This window comes from Rhodococcus sp. Q, assembly GCF_005503035.1.
Lineage (GTDB): Bacteria > Actinomycetota > Actinomycetes > Mycobacteriales > Mycobacteriaceae > Rhodococcus_G.
Window position 1 is genome coordinate 20,086 of sequence record NZ_SCOY01000027.1, and the last position, 25,880, is coordinate 45,965.

Genomic DNA, 25,880 nt, shown 5'->3' on the forward strand with positions numbered 1-25,880 from the left:
TGCGGGGGGAATGTTCGTATCCCCTAAACTGGACATCAGGCGTCCGGATACTCCAGGGCGTATAGACACCCCGCCCTCGACACCGACGGAGTGCCCTTGCTCGCAATATTGTTCGCCCACGCATTCGCCGCCGTTCTGGCGCCCGCTGTCGTGCGAACAATGGGGCGCAACGCTTTTCTCCCCCTGTCGCTGGTGCCCGCGGCGTCCCTGGTGTGGGTGATCGCGAACTGGAACACCGAACAGTCGCTGCACATCACCTGGGCTCCCGGACTGTCGATGAACATCGACATGCGGTTCGACTCCCTCGCCGCGATCATGTCCGCGTTGATCCTCGGCATCGGCACCCTCGTGCTGATCTACTGCGCGCGCTACTTCCAGGACGGCGACACCCGCCTCGGCATCTTCGCCGCCGAGATGGTCGCCTTCTCCGGAGCCATGTTCGGGCTGGTCACCAGCGACAACATGCTCATCCTCTACACGTTCTGGGAACTGACGACGGTCCTGTCGTTCCTGCTCGTCGGCCACTACGCCGAACGTGCGTCGAGTCGCCGCGCCGCCACCCAGGCGCTGCTGGTGACCACCGCGGGCGGCCTGGCGATGCTCGTCGGATTCATCATCCTCGGACAGGTCGGCGGCAGCTACCAACTGTCCGTGCTGCTGGAGAACCCTCCGGACGGTGTGCTCGCGGCGGTCGGCGTCGTCCTGGTGTTGACGGGAGCGCTGTCGAAGTCCGCGATCATCCCGATGCACTTCTGGCTCCCCGGAGCGATGGCCGCCCCCACTCCGGTCAGCGCGTACCTGCACGCCGCCGCGATGGTGAAGGCGGGTATCTACCTCATCGCCCGCCTCGCACCCGGCTTCGCCGATTCCGGTCCGTGGCGCGTCACCGTCCTGACACTCGGCCTCGGCACCATGATTCTCGGCGGCTGGCGCGCGATGCGCGCCTTCGACCTCAAGTTGATCCTCGCGTTCGGCACGGTCAGTCAGCTCGGATTCCTCACCGTGCTCGTCGGGACCGGATCCCGCGACGCCGCGCTCGCGGGCATCACCCTCGTCGTCGCGCACGCGATGTTCAAGGCCTGCCTGTTCATGGTGGTCGGCATCATCGACCACACGACCGGCACCCGCGACATCCGCAAGCTGGCGCACCTCGGTCCCGCCGCACCGGTCCTGTGCATCGTCGCCATCGGGGCGGCCGCGAGCATGGCCGGGCTTCCGCCGTTCCTGGGGTTCGTCGGCAAGGAAGCCGCGCTCGAGGCCGTCGCGACCACGTCGGTGCTCAACCCGACCGTCCGCGTCCTGGTACTCGCGGGCATCGTCCTCGGTTCGATCCTCACCGTCGCCTACAGCATCCGGTTCGTGTGGGGCGCGTTTGCTCGCAAGCAGCTCGCGGAGCCGAGCGCGGCCGTGCAGAAGATGCATCGGGCCGGCCCGCTTTTCCTCGCGGTTCCCGCCTTGTTGTCGGCGGCGGGCCTGGTCACCGGCCTGATCTCGCCGGTCCTCGACACCCTGCTCGTCGCCTACGCCGACACCCTGCCCGGACCCCAGGGCTACCACCTCGGACTGTGGCACGGGTTCGGGCTGGCGCTGTGGCTGACCGTGCTCGTGATCGGCAGCGGCGTCGCGCTCTACCTCGTGCACCGCCGGATCAGCCGCCTGCGGTTCGAGCGTCCCCTGCTGGGCAACGCGGAACGCATCTACGACGCGACCCTGCGCGGCATGGACACCCTGTCGATCCGGCTCACCGGCACCACGCAGCGCGGTTCGCTGCCGCTGACCCAGGCGTCGATCCTCGTCACCCTCGTCCTGCTGCCGACGATCCTGTTGCTCCTCGGCACCGACACCTCGGTGTCCCTGCACGTGTGGGAGTCGCCGGTGCAGTTCGCGGTCGGGCTCATCATGATCTCCGCGGCACTCGCGGCGACCGTCATGCGTAACCGGCTCGCGTCCGTCATCCTCGTCGGCGTCACCGGCTACGGCTGCGGCGTCATCTTCGCGCTCGACGGCGCCCCCGACCTCGCGTTGACGCAGTTCCTCGTCGAGACGCTGACCCTGGTGATCTTCGTGCTGGTGCTCCGCAAGCTGCCCGCCGAGATCGACGAACGCCAGTCCGTCGGGTTCAAGCCGGCGCGTGCGGCGCTCGGCGTCGCGGTCGGCGCCGCCGTGACCGCGCTCGGCGCGTTCGCCATCAGCGCCCGTTCCGCCGAACCGATCTCGGTGCAGATGCCCGACCTCGCGTATCACGTCGGCAACGGCAAGAACGTCGTCAACGTCCTGCTCGTCGACATCCGCGCCTGGGACACCCTCGGCGAGATCTCGGTCCTGCTCGTCGCCGCGACCGGTGTCGCGTCGCTGGTGTTCCGCACCCGACGGTTCGGCACCGCGCCCCGCGTGGCGGACGCTCCGTCTTTCGCCCCGACGCCGGAGACCACGTGGCTCCTCGGCGGCGACCTGATCGATCCCCGGCACCGGTCGCTGATCCTCGAGGTCACGACGCGAATGGTCTTTCCGACGATGATGGTGCTGTCGGTGTACTTCTTCTTCTCCGGCCACAACGCTCCCGGCGGCGGCTTCGCTGGCGGTCTCACGGCGGGACTCGCGCTCGTGCTCCGCTACCTCGCGGGCGGCCGGTACGAACTCGGCGAAACGGTCCCGATCGACGCGGGCAAGATCCTCGGACTCGGCCTGATCTTCTCCGCGGGCACCGCGCTGGCGTCCGTGGTTCTCGGCGCCCCCGCGCTGTCGTCGGCGACGATCGAGATGACGCTGCCACTGCTCGGCGACATCAAGCTCGTGACGGCGCTGTTCTTCGACCTCGGCGTCTATCTCATCGTCGTCGGTCTGGTTCTCGACGTTCTGCGCAGCCTGGGCGCCCGACTCGACGCCGAGGTCGAGAACCTCCCCGAGCCCGGAAGGCAGGTGACGACCCGGTGACCGTCAACCTCGGATTCCTCCTCGTCATCGGCATCCTCATCTCGTGCGGCGTGTACCTGCTGCTGGAACGCTCGATCACGAAGATGCTGCTGGGCCTGCTGCTGTTCGGCAACGGCGTCAACCTGCTGATCCTGTCCTCGGGCGGCCCGCCGGGCAGCGCCCCGATCGTCGGCCGCACCAACGAGGTGTACGACGAGATGTCGGATCCGCTCGCGCAAGCGATGATCCTGACCGCGATCGTCATCACGATGGGGATCGCCGCGTTCGTGATGGCGTTGGCCTACCGGTCCTACAAGATCAACACGCAGGATGCCGTCGAGGACGACCCCGAGGACACCAAGGTCAAACACCTCCGCAGTCCCGCGGAGGCACCCGACCACGACCGTTCCGACGATCCGATCACCGGCGACTCCACGTTCAGCGGTGACGCCTTCGACGACAAGGGCAACCCGATCCCACTCGAACAGCTCACGAACCTCGAGGAACTCGAGGTGTACGAAGATCTGCGCGAAGGCGACTTCGACGAGTTCGACTCCCGCGGCGACGACGAACCCGGCAACGAGGTCGGGGCCGCTCCGGGCGGTGACCGCCGATGACGCTGTCACCCGACGTCGTGCAGACGTTGACGCCACTGCCCGTCCTGATCCCGATGCTCGCCGCCGCCGTGACGCTGGTCGGCGGACGCAGGCCCCGGTTCCAGCGCGCAGTCACGATCGCCGCACTCGTCGCAGGCCTCGCCGTGTCGTGCATGCTGCTGTACCTCGCCGACCGGGACGGCATCTCGTCGCTGCAGGTCGGCGGCTGGGAATCCCCGATCGGCATCACCCTCGTCGTCGACCGACTGTCCGCGATCATGCTGGTCGTCTCGTACATCGTGCTGCTCGCCGTCATGGCATTCGCCGTCGGCCAGGGTATTCACGACGGCAACGAGAAGCAGCCGGTGTCGATCTTCCTGCCGACCTATCTGGCGCTGGCCGCGGGCATCTCGAACGCCTTCCTCGCAGGCGACCTGTTCAACCTGTTCGTCGGGTTCGAGGTGCTGCTCGCGGCGTCCTTCGTGCTGTTGACCCTCGGCGGGAGCGCCGACCGGGTCCGAGCGGGCGTGTCGTACGTGATGGTGTCGATGGTGTCGTCGCTGATCTTCCTGATCGGCATCGCGCTCGCCTACGGTGCCACCGGCACACTGAACCTCGCGCAGATGGCGGTGCGGCTCGACGACGTCCCGAACGGCACCCGGATGGCGATCTTCGGTGTCCTGCTCGTCGCGTTCGGCATCAAGGCCGCGGTCTTCCCGCTGTCGACGTGGCTGCCCGACTCGTACCCGACCGCACCAGCGCCGGTCACTGCGGTGTTCGCGGGACTGCTCACCAAGGTCGGTGTGTACGCGATCATCCGCGCACACACGCTGCTGTTCCCGCAGGGCGAGCTCGACGACGTCCTGATGATCTGCGGCCTGCTGACGATGATCGTCGGCATCCTCGGTGCGATCGCCCAGTCCGACATCAAGCGTCTGCTCTCGTTCACCCTGGTCAGCCACATCGGCTACATGGTGTTCGGCATCGCGCTCTCGACTCAGCAGGGCCTGTCCGGCTCGATCTACTACGTCGCGCACCACATCATCGTGCAGACGACCCTGTTCCTCGTCGTCGGTCTGATCGAACGACAGGCCGGGTCGTCGTCGCTGCGCCGACTCGGTGGTCTCGCTGCCGCGAGCCCGGTGCTGGCGCTCGTGTTCCTGGTTCCCGCGCTGAACCTGGGCGGCATCCCGCCCTTCTCCGGGTTCATCGGCAAGATTGCCCTCCTACAGGCAGGCGCCGCACATCCGAGCGCGCTGTCCTGGGTACTCGTCGCGGGCGGCACGATCACCAGCCTGCTGACTCTGTACGTCGTCGCGCGCGTGTGGACGAAGGCGTTCTGGCGGGCCCGTGCCGACGCCCCGGAGGGCGATCTCGCCGACGTCAGCCCGTCCGCTCTCATCGACGAGTCCGAGGCGGACATCGCGTTCGTCGACCGCGAGGACGTCGGCCGGATGCCCGCGCTGATGCTGGTGCCGACGTTCGCGCTCGTCGGGGTCGGGATCGCGTTGACGGTGTTCGCGGGCCAGATCATCGCCGTCACCGATCGCGCCGCGACGGACCTGCAGGACCGGTCCATCTACATCGACGCCGTGCTCGGGCCGAACTACTCCGAGCAGGTCACCGCGACGGGAGGCGACAGATGAGCCGGTCTGCGGTGTTGCGCGCGGGCTCGCTCGCGTGGCTGGTGTTCGTGTGGGTCCTCCTGTGGGGCAACATCTCTGTCGCCAACATCGTCGGCGGCCTGGTCGTCGCCGTCCTCATCACGGTCCTGCTTCCCCTACCCCGCGTTCCCGTCGGCGGTCGCATCCACCTGTGGTCGATCGTGAAACTCGTCGGCATCAGCCTCTGGTACGCAGCGCAGTCGAGCGTCCAGGTGGCATGGCTGTCGATCCGCCCGGGCCCGCCCCCGGTGACCGGCGTGCTCCGCTGCCGGCTGGCCATCAAGTCGGACCTCGTCCTGACACTGTGCGTGGACGTCCTCAACCTGATTCCGGGCACCCTCGTCCTCGAGGTCGACCAGGTCAAGCGGACGGTGTACGTCCACGTTCTCGACCTCGGCACCGACAGGGCGGTGCACCAGTTCCATGCCACGGTCCGCCGTCTCGAGCGCCTGTTCATCGAGGCGTTCGAACGGCCTGCCGAGTGGGCGGGCGACACCCCCGGCACCGGCGACATCGCCACACGAAAGGAACTGTGATGACGACAGTGATCGTGATCGCCGGGGTGATGATGTCGATCGCCGCGGTACTCACCGCGTACCGCCTGCTCGACGGACCCTCCACCCTGGACCGACTCGTCGCGATGGACACCCTCGTCGCGGTGTCCATCTGCGGTCTCACGCTCTGGGCGGCGTACAGCATGGACACCACCCTGGTGCCCGCGATCGTCGCCCTCTCCCTCGTCGGGTTCATCGGCTCGGTGTCGGTGGCCCGATTCCGGGTTCGGGACGACCAGTGAGCACCGCACTCGACGTCGTCGCGGCGATCGCCATCCTGCTGGGCGCGCTGCTCGCGATGACCGCCGCCATCGGCATCGTCCGCTTCGACGACACCCTGTCGCGGATGCACCCGGCGACGAAGCCGCAGGTGATCGGCATGATCCTGGTGCTCGCCGGCTGCGTGATCCGGCTGCGGGGCAATGTCGACATCTGGATGCTCGTCCTCGTCGGACTGTTCACGCTGCTGACCGCACCCGTGATCGCGCACACCGTCGGCCGCGTCGCCTACCGCGAGCAGCGCGGACGCGACGGACTCGGACTGGTCGGCGAACTGGAACGCGACGAGGGCCCGACCCCGCGTTAGACCGCGACCGTGGTCCGTCACCGACGCCGGTAGCGTGATGCGTGTGACCGTGATCGTGTGGGTGTCGGCACTGGCACTCGGGGCCACCCTCCTGGACCGGGTCGCCCTGTGGGCGGAACGCCGTGGCTGGATCTACTGGCGCAAACGCAAGCCGGAGGTCGACGGCGGCGCGATCACCGGCGCCTTCGGCGAGATCCAGTCGGTGCTGTCACCATCGCACCGCCATGTCGTCGACGAGCAGAGGATCAAGCAGTCGCTCCGCCACGACACGGCAACCGGAGACGGCACCGGGATCCTCGTCGACCTCGACGACGGTACCGTCCGCTTCGACCGCTGACCCGTCGGGTTCCGGGGCGGCGATCTACACCGGGACCCGGACGGTGGCGGACGCGTCCCGCCCGCCCCACCGACCCAGGGCAGAATCCGGTGCGGCGAAAAACGTCGCATGGAACGCCGCGACGACGGCCACGAGGACGCCGAGGATCAACGGCACCGACACCATCGGGTGCGCGGCGATCTGCACGGCGAGGTACCGGTAGCTCAGCAGCAGCGCGGCAAACGCGGCCGCGCCCCCGACAACCAGGCGGATGCGGAACCGACCCCAGCCCCGCTCGGGATCACGCAGCGCCGACTCGATGGTCAGGCACAGGACGACGCCCGCGACCAGGTCGACGGCGTAGTGGTAGCCGAAGCCGAGGGTCGCCATGAGGGTGCACACCAGCCAGAACGTGCCGCCCCAGCGCAGCCAGCGCGGGCCGCTGCGGGTGTGCACGAAGATCGACAGCGCCCACGCGGTGTGCAGGCTCGGCATGCAGTTGCGGGGGGCGCCGCCGTCGAACACGAAGGCCGTCGGGTCGGTGCCCGTCGGGATCGTCGTCGGCCAGTAGTCGCCTAGTTGGGCGCCCTGTCCCGCGGCGCCGAACGCGAAGTCCGGTCCGACGACCGGGAACACCAGGTAGAACAGCGGTCCGATGAGGCCGATGGCGAGGAAGGTGCGCACCAGGTGATGCGACGGCCACCCGCCCCGCAACTGATAGAGGGCGACGGCAATTGCCGCGACGGGCAGTTCGATGTACACCCAGTGCAGGACGCCGTACCCGACGGGTCCGAGGGCGTCGACGACCTGACCCATCACCCACGACGGCGCGCCGAACGCACGATCCGCGAGCTCGACGTACTGGTCGAGGACGGCGGGCCGGGCCATGACCGTGATCTGCAGCCAGACGTCACCGATCTTCGTCGCGGCGATGAGGAGTGCGCCGAGTCCGGCGCCGAGCAGGGCACTGCTGCGCTGCGGCTCGGTCCAGCGCCACGCCGCGACCAAGGCGATGCCGGCGAGCACCCAGGTCGGTCCGTTCCCGACCGCGAACGGTCCGTCCGTCACCGCCCGCCCGGCGACGAACACCAGGTCGATTCCGACCGCGGCGGCGACGGCGAGCACACGCTGCCGATTGGTCAGCCCGACCAGTCCGAGCGCGAGACCGGCCCACGGCACCGACATGGACTTGGGTGTTCCGACGAAGTCGCGGGCGAGCGAGTCGAGTGGGCCTTCGAAACCGGAGCGGCTGGCCACGACCTGCAGCACGATCATCGCCCCGACCACCGCCGTCGCGGCGGCCAACGCGATCGCGGGACCCGCACCCGGTCGACGCCAGGGCGTCTCGGTGGGTGAATCCTCGATCAGCACCCGTACATAGTAAAGGGCGCGTGAACAGCGGATTGACGTCGCCGGTCGGACAACTGGACGGTCGGATCCCCGGCGTCAGGCCCGCAGCTCGTTCACCAGCGCGTCGACGACTCCCGTGAGGTCACCCCGACCGGCCACGGCGACGCGCCGCTGACGCTGATAGGACGCACCACGACGCGGTATGTCCTCGACCGCGGCGAGTTCGCGCTCACACCCGAGGTCGCGCGCGACGGGTGCCAGGTCCTCGAGCAGGTCGTGCAGGTCGTCGGTGACGAGGCGTTCGTTGCTGTCGGCGTCGAGGATGATCTCGGCGTCGAGCCCGTACCGCGCCGCCCGCCACTTGTTCTCCTGAACGTGCCACGGCGGCATCCCGGGCAGGTCGAGTCCTGCCTCGAGCCTGCGGTCGAAGTGCACGACCAGGCAGTGGATCAGCGCCACCAGCGCTTCGAGTTCGGCCCACGTCGACACCCCGTCGCACACCCTGATCTCGACGGTGCCCCACTTGGGCGCCGGCCGGATGTCCCAGTGCAAGGACTCGAGCCGTTCGATGACGCCGGTCTTCATCTGGTCGTGCACGAAACCCTCGAACTGCGACCAGGTGTCGAACTGGAACGGCAGACCCGCCGTCGGCAGCTGCTGGAACATCAGGGCCCGGTTGCTGGCGTAGCCGGTGTCGACACCCGCCCACATCGGCGACGACGCCGACAGTGCAAGCAGGTGCGGGTACTTCACCAGCAGCGCGTTGATGATCGGGAAGACCTTCTCCGCCGACGAGACACCGACGTGCACGTGCACTCCCCAGATCAGCATCTGGCGGCCCCACCACTGGGTCCGGTTGATCATCTCGTCGTAGTGCGGATTCGGGGTGACCTGCTGCGCCGACCACTGCGCGAACGGGTGCGTGCCCGCACACATCAACTCGACCTTCTCGCGTTCGGCCGCACGACGCAGGAGCGTCATCGTCTCGCGGAGGTCGTCCATCGCCTGGCCGGTGGTGTCGCAGACGCCGGTGACGAGTTCGACGGTGTTGCGCAGGAATTCCTTGTGCAGACGCGGCTGCGCGCCGTCCGCCAGTTCACCGGCGGCGGCCAGGACCTGCGCAGCCGTGTTGGACAGGTCGCGGGTGATCGGGTCGATCAGCGCGACCTCCCATTCGACACCGATCGTCGGCCGGGGTGAACCGGCGAAGGGAACTGCCACAGCGAAATCCAACCACAGTGCAGACGACGACGCCGCGACGGGGAACCGGCCTGTGGCCGGTGTCTCGTCGCGGCGTCGCGTGCTGTTGCGGGGTGTCCTACTTGATGACGCCGCAGGCGACACGGGAGCCCGCGTCACCGGTGTCGAGCGTGGCCTGGTCCGGCGCAGGCGCGTACCGCGTCGGGATGTTCGCGAAGTTGTCCGCACCGGAGTGCACGACGATCGCGGTGCCCTTGTCGTGGTTCTGCAGATCCTCGACGGTGAACGCGTCGGTGGTGGTGGTCAGGTTCGCGGTGCCGTCCTCGCGGACGAACAGCGACGGCAGGTCGCCGCTCGCGGGATGTCCGGTGTGGCCCTCGACCTTCAGGTGTCCGCCCGCGGAGGTGAAGTCGCCCTCGCAGCTGCCGACCGAGTGGATGTGCAGACCGTGGAAGCCCGGCTCGAGACCGTTGGCCGCGACCGTGACGACGACGGTGTCACCGTCACCGACGAAGGTGGCGGTACCCGCAGCCTTGCCGTCTGCGCCCTTGAGGACGGTGTTCAGCCGGCTGGTCGCACCCGCGCCGTGCCCGTCGCCCTCGGAGCCGTGGTCGGCAGGCGCGGCCTGACCGGTCCACACTGCGGGGGTGGTACCGGGAACGTCGCTGGCCTCCTGGTTCGGGGGGCTGCACGCGGTGAGACCGAGGGCCGCGATCGCGACCATCGGGGCGACGACGCGCAGGGACACGCGGCCTGACCGGGTCGTCTGTGAATCGCGTCGGGTAAGCAAGGCCATCAAACCGCTCCTTCGAGGTGGGCTGGAAGTGCACTGATCATAGCCAGCCGGAAGAACCGACCTTCCGGTGGTCTACGACGTCGCATAGTTGACCCGACTGTGAGCTGTGCTAGGACGCGGTGACGATGACGATCACACCGGGAGAAGCCGACGTGATACCGGAGAAACGCTGCTCGGCGGTGACACCGAGTTCCGCTGCGATCTCCTGGGCGGCCTTCTTCTCCGCTGCCGAGTTCGCGGAGTAGTAGACCGTGGTCTTCGCGACGTTGCCGCTGCTGTAGTTACCCGTCTCGGCCACGGTCCACCCGCCGGACTCGAGGGTGTCCGCGGTTTCCGCCGCGAGACCGCTGATCGTGCTGTTGTTGAAGACCCGCACCGGAACGGAGGACTTGTCGGCTGTGGTGGCGGACGCCGCCTGCGCGGAAACCGAAGGCGCGGCGGCGTTCGTGGTGGGGGGCGTCGTCGTCGGCCGCGCCGACGCGCCTGGGGAGTTCGGGGCCGCCGTCACCGGCGCCACACTCGGGACGACGTCAGTGGCCTGCGCGTCGGACCCGGAATCGGAGAGACTCATCGCGCCGATACCGGCAAACGCGATCGCGAGGGCTATCAGGACCATCGCGAGGGCGCGAAGCGGGGGTCCCGACGGTGCCTGCTGCGGGGTGCTCACGGCGTCGACCTTACGTGACGTCGAATCCGAGCCGCCTCGCCGCGCGCGCCTTCTGCCTGCTCGCCCGCAGGCGACGCAGCCGTTTGACGAGCATCGGGTCGGCGGCGAGGGCTTCCGGCCGGTCGACTAGCGCGTTGAGCACCTGGTAGTAGCGGGTGGCGGACATCTGGAACAGTTCCTTGATGGCGTCTTCCTTCGCGCCCGCGTACTTCCACCACTGGCGTTCGAAGGACAGGATGTCGTGATCGCGGCGGCTGAGTCCGTCCGCGCCGACCTCGTCGACGTCCTGCTGGTCGGTGGGCTGCGAATTCCGGCTACGCGCGACTGCGCCGTCCATCTCACTCCTCAACGTCGAGCACCCGCCCCGAGCTCGGCCGGGTCCGAAGCACCCCGTCGACCCGAACCGGCTCCGACCGGGGCGAACGAATTACAACCCTGTACTTCCGGACCATTCAACCACGGTGGCCGCGCCCGGTCAGGGTTCCCGGCCGGGCGCGTCGCAGGTGTCACACACAACGCGCGCGGAGGTGACGCACACAATCGCCGACCACCGGTCCCCGGTCACGCCGCGGACCACCACTATCCTTTGCCGCATGGCAATTCTTCCGATCGTGATCGTGGGCGACCCGGTACTGCACCAGCCGACGCAACCGGTCACGCAGCCGCTTTCCGAAATCGCCGAACTCGTCGGCGACATGTACGACACGATGGACGCCGCGAACGGTGTCGGTCTCGCCGCCAACCAGGTGGGTGTGGCGCTGCGCCTGTTCGTCTACGACTGCCCCGACTACGACGCCGACCCGAAGGACGGCGCCCGCAGGCGCGGCGAGGTGATCAACCCGGTGCTCGAGACGTCCGAGATTCCGGAGACCATGCCCGACCCCGACGACGACGAGGAAGGCTGCCTGTCCGTGCCGGGCGAGCAGTTCCCGACCGGTCGCGCGAACTGGGCGAAGGTCACCGGCGTGGATCTCAACGGCGATCCCGTCACGATCGAGGGAACCGGATTCTTCGCGCGGATGCTGCAGCACGAGGTCGGCCACCTCGACGGCTTCTTGTACACGGACATGCTGATCGGACGGTACAAGCGGGCGGCCAAGAAGATCATCAAGCGGTCCGGCTGGGGTGTCCCCGGCCTGGACTGGACCCCCGGGACGGTCGAGGACCCTTTCGGCCACGATGAGTGACACCCGGCCGGCGGGCGGCAGGCACCACCGGCGGATTCGCGACACCCCCGAGGCCACGGCAGCGCTCTGGACCACGGCCGTGGGTGTACAACCGGCGATCGCGGCAACCGAACCGGCAATCGCCTCCGCCGCGCAGTCGGCCGTCGCCACCGAGCAGCAGGCCGCCCCGCCGGTCGCTGCCGGCCCCCCGGAGCCGGAGGCTCCTGCCGCCGCGCCGGTCGTGGCTGCCCCCGCGGAGCCGGAGGCTCCTGCCGCAGCGGAGCCGGACGTTCCTGCCGCCGCGCCGTCGACTGTTGCCGTGACCACGCCTCCGGGACCGCGCCCTGGCAGTCGGGTCGTGATGCGGTACAAGCTTCCTCCCGGCTACCCGCAGCCGCTGACGGACGTCATCGGAGAACTCGTCAGCGTGTCGCCCGCGGTCGTCGTCGTCCGCGCCCAGGACGGCCGTATCGTCCAGGTCTCCCCCGATCAGGTGGTCGCGCTCAAGGAGCTCGGTGCCCGTCCTGTCGCGACGAGGGAGATCCGGTCGCTCGAGTTGGCCGCGGCCGACGGCTGGCCGGGCACAGAGCAGGCGTGGATCGACGGCTGGCTGGTCCGATCGGGTCACGGGTTCACCCGACGCGCCAACGCTGCGGCGCCGCTCGGGAACGCACAGCGAATGGGCAACTTGCACTCCGGCGAGACACTCGACCGGCTGCGCGCCTGGTTCGCCGCGCGCGATCAGCCACTGACGTTGCTGCTTCCCGACCGGCTCGGCGCCGCCCCCACAGGGTGGGCGGAGTCGTCGGAGGTGCAGGTGATGGCCGCCGACATCGAGAACCTGACGCTGCCGAACGGGGAGTCGGCAGTGACGGTGAGCGATGCTCCGGACTCCGATTGGCTGGCCACGTACCACTACCGGGGCGCAACGCTGCCCGACTCCGCGACCGCCGTGCTCACCGCGGTCAGCGAAGGCGAGGTGGCGTTCGGCACGCTCGGCACTCCCGACACCGGCGGTCTGGCGATCGCGCGCGGCGCCGTGACGCAGGCCCCGGACGGCAGGCGCTGGGTGGGGCTGAGCGCGGTCGAGGTCGCGCCGGAGCACCGGCGCCGGGGACTGGGGATGCTGATCTGCGCGGAGATGATCCGCTGGGGACGCGACCGCGGAGCCACCCATACCTACGTCCAGGTCGAGGCGGACAACGCGGGCGCGATCGCGCTCTACCGGACCCTCGGCCTCGTCGACCACCACCGCTACCGCTACGCCACCGCGCCCTGATCGCCAGAGGGTGAGGGGAACCCGACGCCGGCCGGACCGGGCAAGAATTCCCCTCACCCAGGCGGCTACGCTGCGGGCATGCGATTGGCGACGTGGAACGTGAACTCGGTTCGGGCTCGGACGGACCGGATCGTGGACTGGCTGGTCCGCACCGACACGGACGTGCTCGCCATGCAGGAGACCAAGTGCCGGGACGACCAGTTCCCGACCGAGCGGTTCACCGAACTCGGCTACGAGGTCGCCCACATCGGCCTGAGTCAGTGGAACGGTGTCGCGATCGTCTCCCGCGTCGGCCTGGACGACGTCCAGGTCGGGTTCGAGGGCCAGCCGGGCTTCGTCAAGCAGGTACCGGACAGCCTGGACGTCGCGACGCCGGTGGTCGAGGCCCGCGCGATCGGCGCGACGTGCGGCGGGGTTCGGGTGTGGAGTCTGTACGTGCCGAACGGCCGTGAGTTGGCCGACCCGCACTACGCGTACAAGCTGGACTGGCTCGCGACGCTGCGTGACGACGCCGCGAAGTGGCTCGCCGACGATCCGAACGCCCAGGTCGCGTTGGTCGGCGACTGGAATGTCGCGCCGACCGACGAGGACGTGTGGGATCCGGCGCTGTTCGACGGCAAGACGCACACGTCGCAGCCGGAGCGCGACGCGTTCGCCGCATTCGAGGAGATCGGCTTCGCCGAGGTGACGCGGCCGCACACCCCCGGTCCCGGCGTCTACACCTACTGGGACTACACGCAGTTGCGGTTCCCGAAGCGGCAGGGCATGCGGATCGACTTCCAGTACGCGTCACCTGCGCTCGCCGCGCGGGTCACCGGCGCGTCGATCGACCGCGAGGAACGAAAGGGCAAGGGCGCCAGCGATCATGCGCCCGTCGTCGTCGAACTCGACTGAGCGCTCGACGAACCCGCGACGTCAGGCCTGGTCGTCGAGGAGTGCGAGGTACTCGGTGTGCGATCCGAGGTAGCGCCGAACGTAGGTGCAGACCGGATGCAGGCGCCAGCCCCGGACCCGGGACTCCTCGAGGACCTCGTGGACGAGGACGGCCGCCCATCCGCGGTCGCCGTACTCCTCCTTGACCACGGTGTGCATCAACGCGACCGCAGTCCCCGCGATCGGGGGGCCGTCGACGCCGTCGAGCCTGCGGTACCCGAGTATTCCGACCAGTTCGTCCCCGACCCACAGGTCGAAACGTGAGTGCGCCGGGTTGTCCTCGACCTGGGCCAGAGTCGGGTCGGCGCGCACGACGATCTCCTGCACTGCCTCCCGGTCATGGCTCCTCTTGAACATGCCCTCCATGGAAACAGCACTTTCGGTGGCGCGCGCCTCACGGCGACAAGTTGTCGCTCATCCTTCGTCGAATCGTGGCCGAATCGCCGCCGGCGGTTCGGCGGTTCAGACGGGGACGAGCAGGTCTCGGTACTCCGGATTCGCAACCACGAATCGCTGCAGATAGGTGCACACGGGCCGCACCTTCCAGCCGTTCTCGCGAGCAGTGTCGAGTGCGCGGCCGACCATCAACGCGGCGAGTCCGCGGTGCCCGAAGTCCTCCACGATCACGGTGTGCTGGAAGGACACGATCGGAGTCCCGGTTCGCTTGGACCGGACGGGGCGCCCGTCCGCCTCCATGTCCCAATAGCCGAGGATGCCGACGATCTCGCCGTTGAGCCACAGCTCAAAACGGCTCTGACCTGCATTGTTTGTGACCTCGACGGTCGCCTTGTCCGTGAACATCCCCGGCACTCCCTAACCCACCCGTAATTCAAATGTGACCTACGCCACTATAGGTGAGGCCGAGTTGACGTGACACCGAACCACCGAAATCGGGCGCACGAATTGACGGTCGGCGCCATGCCCTAGAGTCGGCGACGACAACTCAACAACCCACGGGGGCTCGCACCAGCGGGCTGAGAGGACGGCTAGCTCATCACGAGCGATCAGGGCCGTCGACCGTATGAACCTGACCGGGTAATGCCGGCGTAGGGAGAATCATGAGGGACACCTCTGTCGTCTCGTCCGTCACCACGGGACCGATCGAAGGCAGCAGCAAGCAGTACGTCGACGCCGACGGGGTCACGGTCCCGGTGCGACGCGTCCACCTGAGCACCGGCGACCACCTGGACCTGTACGACACCTCCGGCCCGTACACGGACTCGGACGCGGTGATCGACCTCGACGCCGGCCTGCCGCGAGTGCGGGCATCGTGGCCGCGACCCACGGGTGCCACCACGCAGCTCGCCTGGGCTCGCGCAGGCGTCCTCACCAAGGAAATGCTCTATTGCGCAGTCCGAGAGGGTGTTTCACCGGACGTGGTGCTCGACGAGGTCGCGGCGGGACGCGCCGTGATCCCCGCCAATCGCCATCACCCGGAGCTCGAACCGATGATCATCGGCAAGCGCTTCGCGGTGAAGGTGAACGCGAACATCGGCAACTCGGCGGTCAGCTCGTCCATCGCCGAGGAGGTCGAGAAGATGGTGTGGGCGACCCGGTGGGGCGCCGACACCATCATGGACCTGTCCACGGGCAGGAACATCCACGAGACGCGGGAGTGGATCCTGCGCAACTCCCCCGTCCCCGTCGGCACGGTGCCGATCTACCAGGCACTGGAGAAGGTCGGCGGCGATCCGACGAAACTGACGTGGGAGTTGTACCGCGACACCGTGATCGAGCAGTGCGAGCAGGGCGTCGACTACATGACCGTGCATGCCGGGGTGCTGCTCCGGTACGTGCCGCTCGCGGCGAAGCGCGTCACCGGCATCGTCTCTCGCGGAGGCTCGATCATGGCAGCCTGGTGCCTGGCGCACCATCGGGAGTCGTTCCTGTACACGCATTTCGAGGAACTCTGCGACATCCTCGCCCGCTACGACGTGACGTTCTCGCTCGGCGACGGCCTCCGCCCCGGGTCGATCGCGGACGCCAACGACGAAGCCCAGTTCGCCGAACTCCGCACCCTCGGTGAGCTCACGAAGATCGCGAAATCGCATGGTGTGCAGGTGATGATCGAAGGTCCGGGACACGTCCCCATGCACAAGATCGTCGAAAACGTGCGGCTCGAAGAGGAACTGTGCGAGGAGGCGCCGTTCTACACCCTCGGACCGCTCGCCACCGACATCGCACCCGCCTACGACCACATCACCTCGGCCATCGGCGCGGCGATGATCGCGCAGGCCGGAACCGCGATGCTCTGCTACGTGACTCCGAAGGAGCATCTGGGACTGCCCAACCGGGACGACGTGAAGGTCGGCGTCATCACCTACAAGATCGCCGCGCACGCGGCCGATCTGGCGAAGGGGCATCCGGGGGCGCAGGAACGCGACGACGCCCTGTCCACGGCACGTTTCGAGTTCCGGTGGCGCGACCAGTTCGCGTTGTCCCTCGACCCGGACACGGCCCGCGAGTATCACGACGAGACGATGCCCGCCGAGCCCGCGAAGACCGCGCACTTCTGCTCGATGTGCGGCCCGAAGTTCTGTTCGATGCGGATCTCGGCGGATGTCCGCGCCTACGCCGAGGAGCACGGCCTGACCGATGCCGCGGCGGTCGAGGCGGGGATGGCCGCGAAGTCCGACGAGTTCACCCGCAGCGGCGGGCAGGTGTACCTGCCTGTCGTTGCGGCCGATCGATAGGCTGTGTCGTTGTGAAGTTGTTGCCGCTGGCCCCCGACGGTCAGACCCCCGTTCGCGCCCTCACCATCGCAGGCACCGACTCAGGTGGCGGCGCGGGTATCCAAGCCGACTCCCGCACGATGGCGATGCTCGGCGTCCACGCCTGCGTCGCCGTCGCGGCGGTGACGGTGCAGAACTCGGTGGGCGTCAGTGGGTTTCACGAGATCCCTCCGGAGATCGTCGCCGACCAGGTGCGCAGCGTCGTCGGCGACATCGGGGTCAGCGGCGCGAAGACGGGCATGTTGGCGTCGACGGCGATCATCGAGGCCGTCGCCGCGGTCTGCACCGAGGTCGGGATCGGGCGGGACCAGCCGGTGCCGCTGGTCGTCGATCCGGTGTGCGCGTCGATGCACGGCGATCCGCTGCTGCACGCGGAGGCACTCGACGCCGTGCGACACACCCTCATCCCGATCGCGTCGCTGGTGACACCGAATCTCGACGAGGTCCGGTTGATCACCGGCATCGACGTCGTCGACGACGCGTCCGCGCGGCGAGCGGCGGAGGCCCTGCACGAGCTCGGCGCGCAGTGGTCGCTGGTCAAGGGCGGGCACCTGCGCACGTCGACGGAGAGCCGCGACCTTCTGTTCGACGGGGAGACTTTCCACGAGTTCACCAGCCCGCGAATCGACACCGGCAACGATCACGGCGGCGGCGACACCCTCGCCGCGGCGATCGCGTCCGCGCTGGCGCACGGCCTCGCGATGCCCGAGGCCGTCGCATTCGGCAAGCAGTGGGTCACCCGTTGCCTCGAGGCGTCGTACGACCTCGGCGCCGGGCACGGGCCGGCGTCGCCGCTGTGGCGCCTGCACGAGGCGCCCGACGCATCAGTGTGAGTAGTCCCTGAAGGTCATCACGAATCCGACCGCGACCACCGCCACCGCCACGATGTACACGGTGATCCGGAACCAGTAGGCCCCGACCCCGTAGTAGTTCACGGCGAAAGCACCGAACATCGCAGCCAGGATCAGGAGGATCCCGTAGAAGGGTGTGCGTTGTTCTCGATCAACCATGCATTCCAGTGTCCGCGCCCACCCGTGCGTGTGGCAATGGCCGAATCAGGCCCTTTCGATGGTGTACATCTGCAGCCCGTCCGGCACACCGCGGGGCGCGCTGGAGAAGAATCCACGACGGTACGGCTGCGCGCGATAGCCCAGTTCGGCGAGCCGGTCGTGGCCGAGTGCGTCGAGGGTCGCGGAGGAGGCCATCGTCTTCCCGTCGCCGCCTGCCTGCATGACGCGGGCGGCGACGTTGACGTCGACTCCGAGCCAGTCGTCGCCGACCTGACGCGGAACGCCGGTGTGCAGGCCGACGCGCATGCGCGGCCGGTGGCCGGCGCAGTCGACGAGGGCGAGGGCGTCGCGGGCGGCGAACGCCGCGTCGAACGCGCGGTCGGGTCGCGGGAACACCGCCATCATCCCGTCGCCCATGCGTTTGACCACGTGCCCGCCGTGCGCGGCGACGGGCGGTTCGATGGCCCGCGCCACGGCCCGCAACAGGTCGACGGTCGCTTCGTCGCCCGCGGCGAGCGCGTAGTCCGAGAAGCCGACGAGATCGGTGAACACGAGCGTCATCTCGCGGGTACCGCGACCTCGACCGGTGCGTTCGAGGAGCGCCTGCCACACCTGCAGCGCACCGAGTCCCACCTCGCGTGACGCCCCGGGGCTGTCGTCGAGGAGTCGGTCGGCGACGCGGGCGACGGCTCGCGCGCTGCCGGGGCCCGACGTGGACAGGGGATCACCGAAGCTGGGGTCGCCGGGCAGTGCGCGACGGACCCGCCGCACCGCACCGACGGCGCCGGGCGAGCTGTCCACAGCCCGTACCCAGGACAGTGCCGACGCGATCCGACCTCTGTCGTCCGGGATCTGAGGCTCCTCGGTCATCGGCAGAGTGTAACCATCGGTCACACACAGGCGCCTGACACGCCCGTGAGTCCGCTCGGCCCTCTGCGGGCAGAACGGACTCACGGGAGAAACAGTGTCGACGGTGCGACAGTGCCTATGCGTCGCGGCGGTTGACCACGACCAGTGCCGCACCGAAAACCACGGCCACGAACGCGATGAAGTAGACGAGGCTGCCCCACGGCCCCCAGTGCCAGTCGATGCCCTGATCGGAACCGAGGAAGTGGTTGGCGTTCGCGAACGGCAGGAACGGCTGGATCTCCCGTCCCACCTTGCCGAAGAGCCCGAACAGCGACTCGATCAGCAGCGGCCACAGCAGCAGCAGGGCGATCGCACCCGCCGACTGCCTGAGCAACGACCCGACCGCGACGGCCAGCGCGACGCACAGCAGCGCGTAGATCGGCACCCCGTAGATCGCGCGCCACGCCTCCCCGCCCGACAGCGTCAACAGGGCGCCGGCCTCACTGCCCGCGGTGGCCTTCGCGATGGCGTAGGCGCCGAAGGTCAGCACGAACGTGAGCACCGCCCCGGACACTCCGATCAGCGCGGCCTTGGTCACGAGCACCGAGTCGCGCTTGGGTACCGCCTGGAAGGTCGTCCGGATGATCCCGAATCGGTACTCGCTGGTCACGGCGAGAGCGGCCATGATCATCAGCACGAGCACGCCGAACCCGGAGACGCCACCGACCGCGTCGGCCAGCGTCGGCAGGAACGGGTCGATGCCGGGGTTCTCACCGTTCGCGATCTGGTCGTTGTACGCGTTCAGGCTGGCCTTCGACGTCAGGCCGATCACCGCAGCGAGCCCGAGCCCGAGCGCGATGATCGCGGCGGTGCACCACCACGGCGACTTCGTCGAGGTGAGCTTGATGCGTTCTGCTGTCACGACACCCATCAGAGCGCCCCTCCCATCACGTCAGCGTGGTACTGCACGTCGTCTCCGGTCAGTTTCATGAATGCGTCCTCCAGCGAGCCCCGCTGCGCGGACAGTTCGTGCAACACGATGCCGCTGTCGCCCGCGACCTGGCCGACGACCTCGGTCGTCGCACCGGAGACGACCAACGCCGAGACCACGGGTCCCCCGGCCCCGTTACCGGAGACACCGTCCTCGCGGAATGCCAGCCCCGCGCCGGTCAGTGCCGCACGCAACGCGTCGAGCTGCGGGCTGCGCACCCGCACCCCGGCCTCGGACGCGCGGTCGACGAACGCCTGGACGGGCGAGTCGGAGATGAGGCGGCCGCGACCGATCACCACGAGATGCTCTGCGGTCAAAGCCATCTCGGACAGCAGGTGACTCGACACCAGAACCGTCCGGCCTTCCGCGGCGAGACGCTGCATGAACTTGCGGATCCAGACGATGCCCTCGGGGTCGAGACCGTTGACGGGCTCGTCGAAGAGCAGCACCTTCGGGTCACCGAGCAGTGCGCCCGCCAACCCCAGCCGCTGCGCCATGCCGAGCGAGAAACCGCCCGCCTTCTTCCCCGCGACCTCGGTCAGCCCGACCAACCGCAGCACCTCGTCGACGCGTGAGCTCGGAATCCCGTTCGACGCGGCCATCCACTGCAGATGTGCCTTCGCGGAACGGTTCGGGTGCACCCACTTGGCATCGAGTAGAGCCCCGACGGTGCGCAGCGGCTGGCGCAGTTCGCGGTACGGCTGGCCGTCGATCAGTGCCTCGCCGGACGTCGGGCGGTCCAGGCCGAGGATCATCCGCATCGTCGTCGACTTGCCCGCCCCGTTCGGCCCCAGGAATCCGGTGACGATTCCGGGTCGAACACTGAACGTCAGATCGTCGACCGCCTTCACGTCCCCGAAGGTCTTGGTCAGTCCCCTCACTTCAATCATGACTGCCAGCATTCAGGAAAATCCGGGCGCGCACATCCACCGCAGGTCGCGCGCCGTGTCATCCCCGGGGATGACACGCCGCGTGTGCGTCTCGGGGTCGACTCAGGGTGTCGCGGTGACCTGGCCGTTGCCGCTCGCCGAGCCGGCGGCATGCGCGGGCAGGCTGGGGAACTTGCTCGCCGGGTCCTCGCCCTCGTCGTACACGGTCTGGGGCGGCCCGATGAGCTGCGCGTCCGGTCGTCCGACGATCCGGGTGTCCTTGCCGGTGTAGTCGAACCGCGCGAGAACCCAGCGCATCGCCTCGAGACGGGCGCGCTTCTTGTCGTTCGACTTGACGATCGTCCACGGCGCATGCGGAGTGTCCGTGTAGAACAGCATGTTCTCCTTGGCCTCGGTGTAGGCGTCCCACTTGTCGAGGCTGGCGAGGTCGGTCGGCGAGAGCTTCCACTGCTTGACCGGGTCGGTGCTACGGGCGACGAACCGTGCGTGCTGCTCCTCCCGCCCGACCGAGAACCAGAACTTGATCAGGTGTATTCCGGACTGGACGAGCATCCGCTCGAATTCCGGTGCGGAGCGGGTGAATTCGAGGTACTCGGTGGGCGTGCAGTAGCCCATGACCCGTTCGACGCCTGCCCGGTTGTACCAGGACCGGTCCATCAGCACGATCTCGCCACCCGCGGGCAGATGCGCGACGTACCGCTGGAAGTACCACTGGGTGCGTTCCCGTTCGGTCGGCTTCTCGAGAGCCATGACGCGAGCGCCACGAGGATTGAGGTGCTCGGTGAACCGCTTGATGGCGCCACCCTTGCCGGCCGCATCGCGTCCCTCGAAGATGATGACGATCTTCTCGTCGTTCTCCTTCACCCATGCCTGCAGCTTGAGCAGCTCGATCTGCAGCGCCCGCTTCCGGTGCTCGTACTGACGCCGGGTCATCTTCTTGTCGTACGGGTAGCCGTGCCGCCACGGGGCGTCGGGGCTGTCGTCCGGGCGCGTGCGTCCGGACTTGCGGAGAAGCTCGCCGATCTCGTCGATCTCCGGGGTCACGTCGATGGTTTCGGGACTGGCCAGTTCGAAACTGCCCGGCTCCCGCCCGTCACCCTGCCGACCGTCGTGCGACTGCCCGTGCTGATGATCGCTCACCTTTTCGAGCCTACCGCCGCGACGGCAGGCCGTCAGGTTTCATACAGTGGCGGGCTGTCAGGTTTCATACAGTGGCGGGCCGTCAGGACTCCAACGCGGGTGAGGACGCCTGCGCCCAGAACCGCTTCGGGATGCGTCCCGCGTTCCGTGCCAACCGTCCCGCCGTCACGGCGGAGGCCATCGCGGACGCCATCAACGCCGGATCCTTCGCCCGTGTCACGGCGGTCGCCAGCAGTACGGCGTCACAGCCGAGCTCCATCGCGAGCGCCGCGTCACTGGCCGTACCGATGCCCGCATCGAGGATCACCGGCACTCCGGCGGCATCGACGATCATCTCGATGTTGTGCGGATTGCAGATCCCGAGCCCGGTCCCGATCGGCGCACCCAGCGGCATGACGGCTGCGCAGCCGACGTCCTCGAGCCGCTTCGCCAGCACCGGGTCGTCGGTGGTGTACGGCAGCACGGTGAAGCCGTCGTCGACGAGTTGCTCTGCGGCAGAAACCAGTTCGATGGCGTCGGGCAGCAGTGTCCGGTCGTCGGCGATGACCTCGAGCTTGACCCAGTTCGTCTCCAACGCCTCGCGCGCGAGCTGTGCGGTCAGGACCGCCTCGGCGGCGCCTCGGCACCCGGCGGTGTTCGGCAGCAGTGCGATCCCGAGGCGGCGCAGCAGGTCGAGGACGCCGGTGCCGCCGACGGCGTCGACGCGGCGCATCGCGACGGTCGTCAGTTCGGTGCCCGACGCGACGAGCGCCTCCTCCAGCACCGCCAGGTTCGCGGCCCCTCCGGTACCCATGATGAGGCGCGACCCGAACTGCCTGCCCTCGATCGTCAACACGTCAGCCGCCACCACGTCAGCCACCCTGCACCGCGGTGAGAATCTCTATTTCCCAACCCTTTTCGACCGGGCTGTCCCACGACGTCCGGGGGAACACCGCGCCGTCCACGGCGACGGCGATGCCCTTCTCCGGCAACCCGAGGTGTGCCAGCAGCTGCGCCACCGTCAACGCCTCGGACAGCTGGTGGTCCTCACCGTTGACGGTGATCCCGATGTTCACGCTGTTCGTCATCCCATCCTCATTCGTGTGTCGGTCGCTGTCGTCCCGAAACGCTCGGGCTTGCAGGCCTCCGCCTCCGGCAGCGGACTGCCGGACAGTTCCGCGACCACCGCGTCCGCCGACAGCGGCGTCAGCAGAATCCCGTTACGCCCGTGGCCTGCGGCGACCACGACCTTCTCCGACACCCGTCCGAGGATCGGCAGGTTGTCGGGGCTCATGGGCCGCAGCCCGGCGGTGGTCTCGTGCAGTTCGTACTCGCCGAGGCTCGGCATCAGCGCCTGAGCGTCGAGGATCAGGTCGCGGACCCCGGCGACGGTGACCGCGGTGTCCTCACCGGACTCGTGCTGGGTCGCGCCGACGACGAGACCGTTGCCGCGGGGAACGAGGTAGACGGGCCTGCCGTGGACGCTGGCGCGGATGGTGCGCGACGGCGCGGGCGCGACACCGGGGCGGTGACGCAGTCGCAGCACCTCACCCTTGACCGGTCGGACGGGCAGACCGGGCCACAGTCGCGCGGACGCCGTACCGGCGGCGACCACCACCCGGTCGGCGGCCAGACCGTCCGGATCGGTGACGGCCTCGGCGACGAATCGGACGCCTGCCGCCTCCCCCGCCGACCGCAACGCCCGGACGAGCGCGCGATTGTCGACGGCGAACTCCGCCGCAGCCAACAGGCCGAGCCGGATCGTCGGTGCCAGCGCCGGTTCCAGTGCCCGGACCTGGGGACGCGTCAGCAGGTCGAGGTGGTACCCACGCCCGTCCAGCCAGTCGGCGACCGTTCGCAGGTCGGCGGCATCCGCTCCGTCGAGGGCCACCGTCATCGAGCTCTGCGAGGTGAACAGCGTCTCGCCCGTCGCCCGCTCCAACTCGGCACCGAAGTCCGGCCACCTGTCCAGCGACGCAGCACCGACCGTGAGAACCGCGTCCTCCCCCGGCCAGCCCTCGGACAGCGGGGCGAGCATGCCGCCCGCCACCCACGATGCCCCGGACCCGACCCGCGGGTCGTACACCGTGACCGTCCATCCGGCCTGCGCCGCACGCCACGCGATCGACAATCCGATCACGCCGCCACCGACGACCGCGACGGTTCCGCTCATCACTCCACCTCACTCCCTGCGCCGGCATGATCCGGGTCAGGTCTGACGGTCGGGGCCCGCGGGCCCCCTCTCAGCCCCGCGTTCGCCGGGACTCCCGTGTCACATCTGTTGCCTCAGAGACTACCTTTGGACGCGTGCCCCCCTCGCATGCCGGTCAACGACCCACACCGCGCGAACGCCTCGCCACGGCGCGCTTGTACCTCTGCACCGACGCCCGGCGCGAACGCGGCGACCTGGCGAAGTTCGCCGATGCCGCACTGTCCGGCGGAGTCGACATCATCCAGCTCCGCGACAAGGGCTCGGCGGGCGAACGCCAGTTCGGCCGGATCGAGGCGAAGGAAGAACTCGCGGCTCTCGCCGAGCTCGCCGCCGTGTGCCGCCGCCACGGCGCGCTCCTCGCCGTCAACGACCGCGCCGACCTCGCGCTCGCGGCGGGCGCCGACGTCCTGCACCTCGGCCAGGGCGACCTCCCGGTGCACTACGCGCGCCGGATCGTCGGCCCCGACGTCGTGATCGGCCGGTCCACGGGCAGCCGCGCGCAGGCGCAACTCGCCGCCATCGAGGACGGCGTCGACTACTTCGCCACCGGCCCGGTGTGGGCCACCCCGACGAAGCCCGGCCGCACTGCCGCGAGCCTCGACCTGGTCCGGCAGGTTGCCGAGTCGCAGCCGACGATGCCGTGGTTCGCGATCGGCGGTATCGACGAGCAGCGACTCCCGGAGGTCCTGGACGCGGGCGCGACCCGCATCTGCGTCGTGCGCGCGATCACCGAGGCCCGCGACCCGCAGGCCGCGGCCCGTCGCCTCGCCGACGCCCTCGACAGCAACATCGCCGCGAGCAGCTGACCCCGCTTTCTTTCCGCCACCCGGGCTGTCATCCCGCCGCGGCTTCCTTCCTGAATGGCCCATTCATTCGGTCTGACCGAATGGGTGGGCCATTCAGGAACAGCGCGCGAAGGGTGCCCGGAACCAGCGGGGGGAGCGTCAGCCCAACCAGGACAGGACGGTCGACGGCGCGAGGCGCAGCACCGATTCGGGGAGCCGGGCCTGCAGACCGCGATCGGCGGTGACGACCGCCGTCAACTCGGCGACGACTTCGGTGAGCGTCGCCGAGTGCGATCTCGCCGACGCCAGTTCGGCGAGGGCGTCGTCGCCGCTGCCGGACGCGACGTGGACGGGCACCCGCGCGTCGACCGCGACGGCGTCCACCGCCTGACCTTCGAGAACCGCTTCGACGCGGGGTAGCCAGCCGAAGCCGCCGCCGGGGAGTTCGATGGTGCGGGGCAGGGTTGCTGCGAGGTCGGCGAGGAGGCGTCCCGTTGCTCCTGCACGGTCCCGCCACCAGCCGTCGGGACGCGATCCGAGGACGTTCGCGGTGTCGAGGAGCAGCCGGACGGGTGTCGCGCGGAGTCCGGGCCAGCTCGCGGCGAAGCCGGGATGCAGCGGGAGGTCGGTGACCTGCTCTTCGGGGACCCAGCGCAGTTCGGTGCTCTCCCCGTTGGGGACGGTGGACAGCGCGGTCGCGGCGTCCGCGACGACCGTCGTGTAGGTCCAGGGCCCGCTGGTCGCGTGCGCGGTGACGCGTTCGGCGCGGACCTGGACATGTTCGACCGAGATACCGGCTTCCTCGCCTGCCTCGCGGATCGCGGCGTGGGTGGTGGTCTCGTGGGAGTCGCGGGCGCCGCCGGGCAACGCCCAGGTTCCGCCCTGATGACTCCACGCCGCGCGATGCTGCAGCAGCACTGCCGATCCGCCGCCCGGCGCCGGTGCGCGGAGCAGCAGTCCGGCGGCGCCGTGACGCCCCCAGTAGCGGCTGCCGTCATCACTTTCGGCCCAACCGTCCCCGTCACCGCGCATCGACTTCGCTCACCTGCCCCGTGTTCCGACTGCCACGCGCACGGCCGGAGGACCGGACACGGGACGAGTCACGTGCCCTCGAAGATAACCAGTCGTTCGACCCGAAGCGCGGGTACTGCTTATATGCTGCCCCCTGTCCGACGTTCGAGCCAGGTTCGAAGGGATGCGCGGTGGTAGTTCGGGTGGCCCCGTCGACGCGTCCGCGCGGCGTCGGGACGGCAGCCGACCCGGTCGGTGCGC

At 69.0% G+C, this 25,880-nt stretch carries 29 protein-coding genes and 1 riboswitch; of the genes, 13 read left to right on the forward strand and 16 right to left on the reverse strand.

Annotated elements, in window-relative coordinates:
* The first annotated feature begins 96 nt into the window (after positions 1 to 96).
* Genes FFS72_RS20315 through FFS72_RS20345 form a run of 7 tightly spaced genes read left to right on the forward strand, consistent with a single transcriptional unit; the run spans position 97 to position 6,650 of the window.
* Positions 97 to 2,934 carry a Na+/H+ antiporter subunit A gene (locus tag FFS72_RS20315; RefSeq protein WP_137875627.1) on the forward strand — a complete coding sequence of 946 codons (2,838 nt, stop codon included), beginning with the start codon at positions 97 to 99 and terminating at the stop codon, positions 2,932 to 2,934.
* Positions 2,931 to 3,530, forward strand: coding sequence for a Na(+)/H(+) antiporter subunit C (locus tag FFS72_RS20320; RefSeq protein ID WP_137875628.1), 600 nt, complete (start codon positions 2,931 to 2,933; stop codon positions 3,528 to 3,530). Before FFS72_RS20315 ends, FFS72_RS20320 begins: the two co-directional genes overlap by 4 nt.
* Entirely contained in the window at positions 3,527 to 5,155 is a 1,629-nt protein-coding gene (locus FFS72_RS20325; RefSeq protein WP_137875629.1) for a Na+/H+ antiporter subunit D, read from the forward strand. The genes FFS72_RS20320 and FFS72_RS20325 overlap by 4 nt, the downstream gene beginning before the upstream one ends.
* On the forward strand, positions 5,152 to 5,709 hold the full coding sequence (locus FFS72_RS20330) for a Na+/H+ antiporter subunit E (RefSeq protein ID WP_137875630.1): 558 nt from the start codon (positions 5,152 to 5,154) through the stop codon (positions 5,707 to 5,709). Before FFS72_RS20325 ends, FFS72_RS20330 begins: the two co-directional genes overlap by 4 nt.
* Positions 5,709 to 5,969 (forward strand): monovalent cation/H+ antiporter complex subunit F, encoded by a 261-nt coding sequence (locus tag FFS72_RS20335; protein ID WP_137875631.1) that lies wholly within the window; start codon positions 5,709 to 5,711, stop codon positions 5,967 to 5,969. Before FFS72_RS20330 ends, FFS72_RS20335 begins: the two co-directional genes overlap by 1 nt.
* The gene (gene mnhG, locus FFS72_RS20340; RefSeq protein WP_137875632.1) at positions 5,966 to 6,313 is read left to right on the forward strand and encodes a monovalent cation/H(+) antiporter subunit G; all 348 of its coding nucleotides are present in this window, start codon (positions 5,966 to 5,968) and stop codon (positions 6,311 to 6,313) included. Before FFS72_RS20335 ends, mnhG begins: the two co-directional genes overlap by 4 nt.
* A 43-nt stretch (positions 6,314 to 6,356) precedes the next feature.
* A complete protein-coding gene (locus tag FFS72_RS20345) occupies positions 6,357 to 6,650 on the forward strand; it encodes a DUF6191 domain-containing protein (protein WP_249353427.1) in 294 nt (97 codons plus the stop codon).
* A 24-nt stretch (positions 6,651 to 6,674) separates the two neighbouring features.
* On the opposite strand, the gene FFS72_RS20350 is transcribed toward FFS72_RS20345, so the two are convergent.
* From FFS72_RS20350 to napA, 5 genes are all read right to left on the reverse strand, one after another.
* Complete coding sequence (locus tag FFS72_RS20350; RefSeq protein ID WP_502704135.1) at positions 6,675 to 8,000, reverse strand: phosphatase PAP2 family protein; 1,326 nt, start codon at positions 7,998 to 8,000, stop codon at positions 6,675 to 6,677.
* 75 nt (positions 8,001 to 8,075) lie between these two features.
* On the reverse strand, positions 8,076 to 9,200 hold the full coding sequence (locus FFS72_RS20355) for a glutamate--cysteine ligase (protein ID WP_137875634.1): 1,125 nt from the start codon (positions 9,198 to 9,200) through the stop codon (positions 8,076 to 8,078).
* Between the two features lie 97 nt (positions 9,201 to 9,297).
* Positions 9,298 to 9,975 (reverse strand): superoxide dismutase[Cu-Zn], encoded by a 678-nt coding sequence (sodC, locus tag FFS72_RS20360; RefSeq protein WP_137875635.1) that lies wholly within the window; start codon positions 9,973 to 9,975, stop codon positions 9,298 to 9,300.
* A 109-nt stretch (positions 9,976 to 10,084) separates the two neighbouring features.
* A complete protein-coding gene (locus tag FFS72_RS20365; protein ID WP_137875636.1) occupies positions 10,085 to 10,642 on the reverse strand; it encodes a LytR C-terminal domain-containing protein in 558 nt (185 codons plus the stop codon).
* A gap of 10 nt (positions 10,643 to 10,652) precedes the next feature.
* On the reverse strand, positions 10,653 to 10,979 hold the full coding sequence (gene napA, locus FFS72_RS20370; protein ID WP_137875637.1) for a nucleoid-associated protein NapA: 327 nt from the start codon (positions 10,977 to 10,979) through the stop codon (positions 10,653 to 10,655).
* 256 nt (positions 10,980 to 11,235) lie between these two features.
* Between napA and FFS72_RS20375 the strand changes: the two genes are divergently transcribed.
* The 3 genes from FFS72_RS20375 (at position 11,236) to FFS72_RS20385 (ending at position 13,981) form a co-directional block, all read left to right on the forward strand.
* A complete protein-coding gene (locus tag FFS72_RS20375; RefSeq protein ID WP_137875638.1) occupies positions 11,236 to 11,829 on the forward strand; it encodes a peptide deformylase in 594 nt (197 codons plus the stop codon).
* Between the two features lie 298 nt (positions 11,830 to 12,127).
* Positions 12,128 to 13,087, forward strand: coding sequence for an N-acetylglutamate synthase, CG3035 family (locus FFS72_RS20380; protein WP_502704136.1), 960 nt, complete (start codon positions 12,128 to 12,130; stop codon positions 13,085 to 13,087).
* 78 nt (positions 13,088 to 13,165) lie between these two features.
* Positions 13,166 to 13,981: an exodeoxyribonuclease III gene (locus FFS72_RS20385; RefSeq protein WP_137875639.1), complete on the forward strand. Its 816-nt coding sequence runs from the start codon at positions 13,166 to 13,168 to the stop codon at positions 13,979 to 13,981.
* 21 nt (positions 13,982 to 14,002) lie between these two features.
* Here FFS72_RS20385 and FFS72_RS20390 read toward each other — a convergent pair whose 3' ends face one another.
* Together FFS72_RS20390 and FFS72_RS20395 are read right to left on the reverse strand one after the other, a co-directional pair.
* Positions 14,003 to 14,386 carry a GNAT family N-acetyltransferase gene (locus FFS72_RS20390; protein WP_171018762.1) on the reverse strand — a complete coding sequence of 128 codons (384 nt, stop codon included), beginning with the start codon at positions 14,384 to 14,386 and terminating at the stop codon, positions 14,003 to 14,005.
* Positions 14,387 to 14,482: 96 nt separating this feature from the next.
* The gene (locus FFS72_RS20395) at positions 14,483 to 14,821 is read right to left on the reverse strand and encodes a GNAT family N-acetyltransferase (protein WP_137875641.1); all 339 of its coding nucleotides are present in this window, start codon (positions 14,819 to 14,821) and stop codon (positions 14,483 to 14,485) included.
* Between the two features lie 257 nt (positions 14,822 to 15,078).
* Between FFS72_RS20395 and thiC the strand changes: the two genes are divergently transcribed.
* Both thiC and thiD read left to right on the forward strand, forming a co-directional pair.
* Positions 15,079 to 16,713, forward strand: a complete 1,635-nt coding sequence (gene thiC / locus FFS72_RS20400; protein WP_137875642.1) for a phosphomethylpyrimidine synthase ThiC — start codon at positions 15,079 to 15,081, stop codon at positions 16,711 to 16,713.
* An 11-nt stretch (positions 16,714 to 16,724) separates the two neighbouring features.
* Positions 16,725 to 17,585, forward strand: a complete 861-nt coding sequence (gene thiD / locus FFS72_RS20405) for a bifunctional hydroxymethylpyrimidine kinase/phosphomethylpyrimidine kinase (RefSeq protein WP_137875643.1) — start codon at positions 16,725 to 16,727, stop codon at positions 17,583 to 17,585.
* On the opposite strand, the gene FFS72_RS20410 is transcribed toward thiD, so the two are convergent.
* From FFS72_RS20410 to thiO, 8 genes are all read right to left on the reverse strand, one after another.
* Positions 17,577 to 17,762, reverse strand: coding sequence for a hypothetical protein (locus FFS72_RS20410; RefSeq protein WP_137875644.1), 186 nt, complete (start codon positions 17,760 to 17,762; stop codon positions 17,577 to 17,579). The two genes, thiD and FFS72_RS20410, sit on opposite strands and share 9 nt — an antisense overlap.
* Positions 17,763 to 17,807: 45 nt before the next feature.
* On the reverse strand, positions 17,808 to 18,632 hold the full coding sequence (locus tag FFS72_RS20415) for an adenylate/guanylate cyclase domain-containing protein (protein WP_137875645.1): 825 nt from the start codon (positions 18,630 to 18,632) through the stop codon (positions 17,808 to 17,810).
* Between the two features lie 115 nt (positions 18,633 to 18,747).
* A complete protein-coding gene (locus tag FFS72_RS20420; protein ID WP_137875646.1) occupies positions 18,748 to 19,542 on the reverse strand; it encodes an ABC transporter permease in 795 nt (264 codons plus the stop codon).
* Positions 19,542 to 20,492, reverse strand: a complete 951-nt coding sequence (locus FFS72_RS20425) for an ABC transporter ATP-binding protein (RefSeq protein ID WP_137875647.1) — start codon at positions 20,490 to 20,492, stop codon at positions 19,542 to 19,544. The genes FFS72_RS20420 and FFS72_RS20425 overlap by 1 nt, the downstream gene beginning before the upstream one ends.
* A 102-nt stretch (positions 20,493 to 20,594) precedes the next feature.
* On the reverse strand, positions 20,595 to 21,560 hold the full coding sequence (gene ppk2 / locus FFS72_RS20430; RefSeq protein ID WP_137875667.1) for a polyphosphate kinase 2: 966 nt from the start codon (positions 21,558 to 21,560) through the stop codon (positions 20,595 to 20,597).
* Positions 21,561 to 21,714: 154 nt separating this feature from the next.
* Complete coding sequence (locus tag FFS72_RS20435; protein ID WP_283235437.1) at positions 21,715 to 22,479, reverse strand: thiazole synthase; 765 nt, start codon at positions 22,477 to 22,479, stop codon at positions 21,715 to 21,717.
* 4 nt (positions 22,480 to 22,483) lie between these two features.
* The gene (gene thiS / locus FFS72_RS20440; protein ID WP_050065483.1) at positions 22,484 to 22,699 is read right to left on the reverse strand and encodes a sulfur carrier protein ThiS; all 216 of its coding nucleotides are present in this window, start codon (positions 22,697 to 22,699) and stop codon (positions 22,484 to 22,486) included.
* Entirely contained in the window at positions 22,696 to 23,784 is a 1,089-nt protein-coding gene (thiO, locus tag FFS72_RS20445; protein ID WP_137875649.1) for a glycine oxidase ThiO, read from the reverse strand. Before thiO ends, thiS begins: the two co-directional genes overlap by 4 nt.
* A riboswitch (TPP riboswitch) is annotated at positions 23,781 to 23,892 on the reverse strand. It overlaps the preceding gene by 4 nt.
* 26 nt (positions 23,893 to 23,918) lie before the next feature.
* Here thiO and thiE point away from each other — a divergent pair.
* On the forward strand, positions 23,919 to 24,629 hold the full coding sequence (gene thiE / locus FFS72_RS20450) for a thiamine phosphate synthase (RefSeq protein ID WP_137875650.1): 711 nt from the start codon (positions 23,919 to 23,921) through the stop codon (positions 24,627 to 24,629).
* Between the two features lie 138 nt (positions 24,630 to 24,767).
* Here the strand turns inward: thiE and FFS72_RS20455 are convergent, their stop codons facing one another.
* Positions 24,768 to 25,640, reverse strand: coding sequence for an NUDIX hydrolase (locus FFS72_RS20455; protein WP_137875651.1), 873 nt, complete (start codon positions 25,638 to 25,640; stop codon positions 24,768 to 24,770).
* Between the last annotated feature and the right edge of the window lie 240 nt (positions 25,641 to 25,880).

Coding starts and splice junctions, on each gene's coding strand:
- FFS72_RS20325 (WP_137875629.1), top strand. CDS start 3,527: ATGACGCTGTCACCCGACGTCGTGCAGACGTTGACGCCACTGCCCGTC.
- FFS72_RS20330 (WP_137875630.1), top strand. CDS start 5,152: ATGAGCCGGTCTGCGGTGTTGCGCGCGGGCTCGCTCGCGTGGCTGGTG.
- FFS72_RS20335 (WP_137875631.1), top strand. CDS start 5,709: ATGACGACAGTGATCGTGATCGCCGGGGTGATGATGTCGATCGCCGCG.
- sodC (WP_137875635.1), bottom strand. CDS start 9,975: ATGGCCTTGCTTACCCGACGCGATTCACAGACGACCCGGTCAGGCCGC.
- napA (WP_137875637.1), bottom strand. CDS start 10,979: ATGGACGGCGCAGTCGCGCGTAGCCGGAATTCGCAGCCCACCGACCAG.
- FFS72_RS20375 (WP_137875638.1), top strand. CDS start 11,236: ATGGCAATTCTTCCGATCGTGATCGTGGGCGACCCGGTACTGCACCAG.
- FFS72_RS20385 (WP_137875639.1), top strand. CDS start 13,166: ATGCGATTGGCGACGTGGAACGTGAACTCGGTTCGGGCTCGGACGGAC.
- FFS72_RS20390 (WP_171018762.1), bottom strand. CDS start 14,386: ATGGAGGGCATGTTCAAGAGGAGCCATGACCGGGAGGCAGTGCAGGAG.
- FFS72_RS20395 (WP_137875641.1), bottom strand. CDS start 14,821: ATGTTCACGGACAAGGCGACCGTCGAGGTCACAAACAATGCAGGTCAG.
- thiC (WP_137875642.1), top strand. CDS start 15,079: ATGAGGGACACCTCTGTCGTCTCGTCCGTCACCACGGGACCGATCGAA.
- FFS72_RS20410 (WP_137875644.1), bottom strand. CDS start 17,762: ATGGTTGATCGAGAACAACGCACACCCTTCTACGGGATCCTCCTGATC.
- FFS72_RS20415 (WP_137875645.1), bottom strand. CDS start 18,632: ATGACCGAGGAGCCTCAGATCCCGGACGACAGAGGTCGGATCGCGTCG.
- FFS72_RS20420 (WP_137875646.1), bottom strand. CDS start 19,542: ATGGGTGTCGTGACAGCAGAACGCATCAAGCTCACCTCGACGAAGTCG.
- FFS72_RS20425 (WP_137875647.1), bottom strand. CDS start 20,492: ATGATTGAAGTGAGGGGACTGACCAAGACCTTCGGGGACGTGAAGGCG.
- thiS (WP_050065483.1), bottom strand. CDS start 22,699: ATGACGAACAGCGTGAACATCGGGATCACCGTCAACGGTGAGGACCAC.
- thiO (WP_137875649.1), bottom strand. CDS start 23,784: ATGAGCGGAACCGTCGCGGTCGTCGGTGGCGGCGTGATCGGATTGTCG.
- FFS72_RS20455 (WP_137875651.1), bottom strand. CDS start 25,640: ATGCGCGGTGACGGGGACGGTTGGGCCGAAAGTGATGACGGCAGCCGC.